Genomic DNA, 4365 nt, shown 5'->3' with positions numbered 1-4365 from the left:
CGTCCTCCTTTGTGGATCATCGCAGACCCACCTTGGCACATAGATGCCGTCGGGGGGCGGTCACATCATCAAAGCCGAGCACATCCGTTAAGCTGTTGAACGCCCACCCTACGCCCACATGCCCATCTGGTTGGTGGGCGGAAAAAACGTCACCTTTCCAGCATGTTCCGCAGCAACATAAGGACATGCGAAATGGCACTGAGTAGTACACAGACACACGAGCGCTTCCAGCGTCGTCCGATGGTGGAAGAAATGACGGGCCTTTCCCGGTCATCGATCTACGCCAAGATGGATCCTCGCAACCCGCATCATGACCCTGATTTCCCAAAGCCGGTACGGCTCGGCAAAAGAGCTGTGGCGTGGCGCGAAAGCGAAATCCTCGCCTGGATGAACGGCCGCGAGAGTACCGCCGCATGAGACATTCATCTAAAAATCCGCTCCTCGAAGTCTCTCAGTTTGCAAGCGACGGCGGCCAGTTGATTGGTCGCGATCCGCGAGACATACCGCTCGAACACTATATCGGCAGATCATTTCTTGTCGGGCTTGAAGCGGTCCGGGCGAAATGCCTTGATTGCGCCTTCGATCCCAAAGAGGTGCGCAAATGCGTCCAGACAGATTGCCCACTTTGGCCGCTTCGGATGGGTTGCGTTCCAAAGGCCCTCAGAAAAGCCGCAATGAGGGCTAAAACGCTTCGCCGCCCGTCTGCAGCGACTACCCCAGCCGAGTTTGTCGAGGCTGAACAAAATCCTGACGATGAGGCGGAAAATGATGCGGAGAGAGCGATATGACCGCCACTATGCCTCTTGCTCGACAGCCCGAACCAGCTAGGAACCACTTACTCGCCAGAAAGCTTGCAGAAGCCGGTCTGCCCGTGTTTCCTTGTCTGGAAGAAGACCGTGGCGCGAAGAAAGCCAAGGCGCCATACACCACGTTTGGTTTCAAGGACGCCACGACCGACTTCGCCATAATCGACCAATGGTGGCAGCAGTACCCCGGCGCGGTCGTCGGCTTGCCGACCGGTATGGTCTCCGGACTGTCTGTCGTAGACGGCGACATCGACAAGGAAACCGGGGAAGCCATCGGCGAAGACCAGATCGAGCAACTGTCGATGTCGCATCCGGATGCTTTGAAAGTGCGCACTCAGTCAGGTGGCGTGCAGTTCATCTTCAAGCACATCGAGGGCGCGCCCACTTCCAGCAAGAAGGCGGCCAGCCATGTCGATACGCGCGGCGATGGTGGATATATCATCGCACCTGGCTCGACAATGGCTAACGGGGCGACGTACTCTTATGAAGGCCGAAACCTATCGGCCGCCTTTGAGGTGCAAGACTTGCCCGAATTCCCGCTCGACGCCTATCATGACGCTGTCTCAGCAAAGGCGGCCGCAACACAGGGCCAAACCACATCAGCGACAAAATTCGCGATCATCGATGGCGGCCCAACTCAAGCGACGGATGCTGAAACGCTGGAAGCAGCGCGCGCGTTGCTTGCAGCCGCACCGAACACTCTGAGTCGCGAAGATTGGGTAAAGCTTGCAGTCTCATTGCGCGTCGGTTTCGGCGACACGCTACGCGACGACTTCATCGACTTTTCAATGAAATACATCGGTGGCGATTGCGCTGCCAGGGACGCAGCCAAAGTTTGGAGCTCGTCGGGCAATCCGCACAGCATTACCTCTATCGCACCCGCGCTGGCTCTGCTGAAACAGGCTGTTGGTGAGGCGGAAAACAAAGCGATCTGGCGCAGCGTTCTTAGCAAACGGTCGGCAGTGTCGTCTGACGGCAGGCCGCGATCCGATGCGATCGAATCCGTCAACCTGAGCCACGATGCCCTCGCGATCGCACTCGGAGAGAGCGGATGGAATGAGGATGCGCGTTACGTTGCAGCCTGGAACAAGTGGCTGTTTTGGACTGGCACGCATTGGGCGATCGACGACCGCCTAAAGCACATGACGTTGATCCGGAAATTCTTGCGACAGCGCGCGGCAGAGCTGATCCAGCAAGCCGAGAATGACGGTCAGAGCAAGCGGGCAGAAAAACAGGCTGATATTGTTCGTGGGAAAACCACTGTTGCCGCGGTCGCGGATTTTGCCCGCTCAAATCCGGCAAGCGCGGCCAGCCCCGACGATTTCGACGGAAACCGAATGCTCCTCGGCACGTCGGGCGGCATCGTCGACTTGCGCAGCGGTGAAATGCGCGCGGCGCGCCGAGAGGACATGATCACCAAGCAGACCGCCGTGGCACCAGCTCCCGCCAGTGCAGAACCGTCGCTTTGGTTGCAGTTCTTGCGGGACGTCTTTGACGGCGACGCGGAAGTGATCTCTTTCATGCAGCGTGCGGCCGGTTATGCGCTGACAGGCATGACCAGTGAACATAAGATGTTGTTTCTCTACGGCACCGGTCGGAACGGCAAGTCTGTCTTCCTCAACACGCTCTTCGATCTTTTCGGCGACTACGCGCGTCGCGCACCGGCGTCGATCTTCCTTAATTCCAAGTTCGAGCAACACTCCACTGGCATCGCAGGTCTGCAAGGTGCGCGCCTTGTCGTGGGGTCCGAATTGCCAAAGGGCAAAAGCTGGGATGAAGCGACAATTAAAGATTTGACCGGTGGCGACAAGCTGACGGCGCGCTTGATGAAGCAGGATTATCTCGACTTCGAACCGCAGCTGACGCTCTTCATTGCCGGAAACAATATGCCATCCTTCGCTGGTATCGACGAAGCGATCCGCGCTCGGGTCGTACTGGTGCCGTTCACAGTGACCATTCCGCCCGAGAAGCGCGACAAGGCGCTACCGGATAAACTGCGCGCAGAAGCACCCGCTATTCTACGGTGGGCGATCGACGGAGCGCTGCAATGGCAGCAGCGCGGGTTGGACGTACCGGCCGACATAACCGCGGCATCCAACGCTTATTTCCACGACGAGGACATTCTCGGCCAGTTCCTCGAAGACGAGACCGCCGCTGACACCGGCAGCTTCGTCACCAATAACGCTTTACATCAGCGCTTCGGACAGTGGTGCGAGCAGCAAGGGCTGCAACCCTGGACACAACGCACGCTGCAAAAGGAGATGAAGAGCCGGCATTTTGTCAGCACGCGGCGCAACACCGGGCGCGGGTTTCTGCACCTCAAATTGAAGTTCGGGTGACGAAAGTGACGGAAGTGACGCTTTTCCCTTTATGCGACGTACGCGCGAGGTTCCGAAAGACTCTCAGATACGTCCTACATACGTAGAAGCGTCACTTCCGTCACTTTTGCCAAGTTTTGGAGAATGGACGATGAGTCAAATTGAAAATGACAAACGACCTGAGCACGATCTGTTCACCTTCCGCCAAGACGAAGATGGTGGCTTGCACGTGACGCAGCACGGGGAAGATGCCCTTACCAAGGTCTTCGGCAGTGACAGCCCTGCTGTGAATGAAGGCTTGTTCCTGCAGGCCTACAAAACGCTCAAACCTTCTGAAGTTGAAGATGGATCAGAGGACATGCGGGGCTTCATGCCTGCGATCGTCAGAGAGATCGCGCCGCGTGACGGTGTCGAGCGCATGTTGGCGGTGCAGATGGCAACAACGCACGTGGCTATGATCCGGCAAGGTGGCCGCTTGGCGAATGCCGAGCAACTCCCTCAGTTCGAGGCGCATGAACGGGCGTATAATAAGCTAGCTCGAACCTACACGGCTCAGGTCGAGGCGCTCCGCAAATACCGTAACGGCGGAAAGCAGACGGTTACCGTGCAGCACGTCAATGTCGAAGATGGCGGGCAGGCCATTGTCGGCAACGTCGAGGCTCGGGGGAGGGGCGCGCATGAAAAGTGACGACAACCCCATGAGCAAGGCGCATGCTGCTCCGAGATGCACAGCGAAGTCCAAACGAACGGGCAAGCGGTGCAAAGGCCCGGCCGTGAAAGGGTGGACGGTGTGCAGGTTTCACGGCGCCCGCGGCGGTCATGGCCCCGGTAAAGCCAACCCGGCTTACAAACACGGCATGCGGACGCGAGAATGGCAAGAAATGCGCAAGGCGATCAGCGATCTGGTGCGGATGGAAAGGGAGATCGAGGATCTGATCTCCGATTGATCGCGATCTCTCAATGGCGGCTCAGCGTTCCAAATCAGTCATCTGACAAAAATACTCGGATGACCCAAACGAGCCCAAAGCAGGCTTTACCAGCTTCTCAAGCCAGCGTCTTCCCAAACCGATGACGTTCGGACATCATTCCCTGCCAGGCAGGGTAACCTCGCCCTCCCAGTCGGAAATTCGGTGCGGCAGCGCCAGGAATTTTGAGGCGACACGCGTCTTGGTCGTTCCAGATCCAGTCATCCCTGAATATTTCCCGGTAGAGGCAACGATCCGCCATTCGTTGAAGCCGAA

General features: G+C 57.8%; 5 protein-coding genes. All 5 read left to right on the top strand.

Annotation, left to right across the window (positions count from 1 at the left end; all coding sequences use genetic code 11):
• Positions 1-192: 192 nt before the first annotated feature.
• The 5 genes from AB2B41_RS23045 (at position 193) to AB2B41_RS23025 (ending at position 4071) form a co-directional block, all read left to right on the top strand.
• Entirely contained in the window at positions 193-417 is a 225-nt protein-coding gene (locus tag AB2B41_RS23045; protein ID WP_367880171.1) for a helix-turn-helix transcriptional regulator, read from the top strand.
• Positions 414-788 (top strand): hypothetical protein, encoded by a 375-nt coding sequence (locus AB2B41_RS23040; RefSeq protein WP_367880170.1) that lies wholly within the window; start codon positions 414-416, stop codon positions 786-788. Before AB2B41_RS23045 ends, AB2B41_RS23040 begins: the two co-directional genes overlap by 4 nt.
• The gene (locus AB2B41_RS23035) at positions 785-3145 is read left to right on the top strand and encodes a phage/plasmid primase, P4 family (protein WP_367880169.1); all 2361 of its coding nucleotides are present in this window, start codon (positions 785-787) and stop codon (positions 3143-3145) included. The genes AB2B41_RS23040 and AB2B41_RS23035 overlap by 4 nt, the downstream gene beginning before the upstream one ends.
• A gap of 130 nt (positions 3146-3275) precedes the next feature.
• The gene (locus AB2B41_RS23030) at positions 3276-3812 is read left to right on the top strand and encodes a hypothetical protein (protein WP_367880168.1); all 537 of its coding nucleotides are present in this window, start codon (positions 3276-3278) and stop codon (positions 3810-3812) included.
• Complete coding sequence (locus tag AB2B41_RS23025; protein ID WP_367880167.1) at positions 3802-4071, top strand: hypothetical protein; 270 nt, start codon at positions 3802-3804, stop codon at positions 4069-4071. The genes AB2B41_RS23030 and AB2B41_RS23025 overlap by 11 nt, the downstream gene beginning before the upstream one ends.
• Positions 4072-4365 lie beyond the last annotated feature (294 nt).

It is taken from the genome of Sulfitobacter sediminis (genome assembly GCF_040811725.1).
In the GTDB taxonomy this organism is placed as follows: Bacteria; Pseudomonadota; Alphaproteobacteria; order Rhodobacterales; family Rhodobacteraceae; genus Sulfitobacter; species Sulfitobacter sediminis.
Note: the sequence above shows the minus strand (reverse complement) of the source record. Positions and strands in the feature narration are given on the sequence as shown.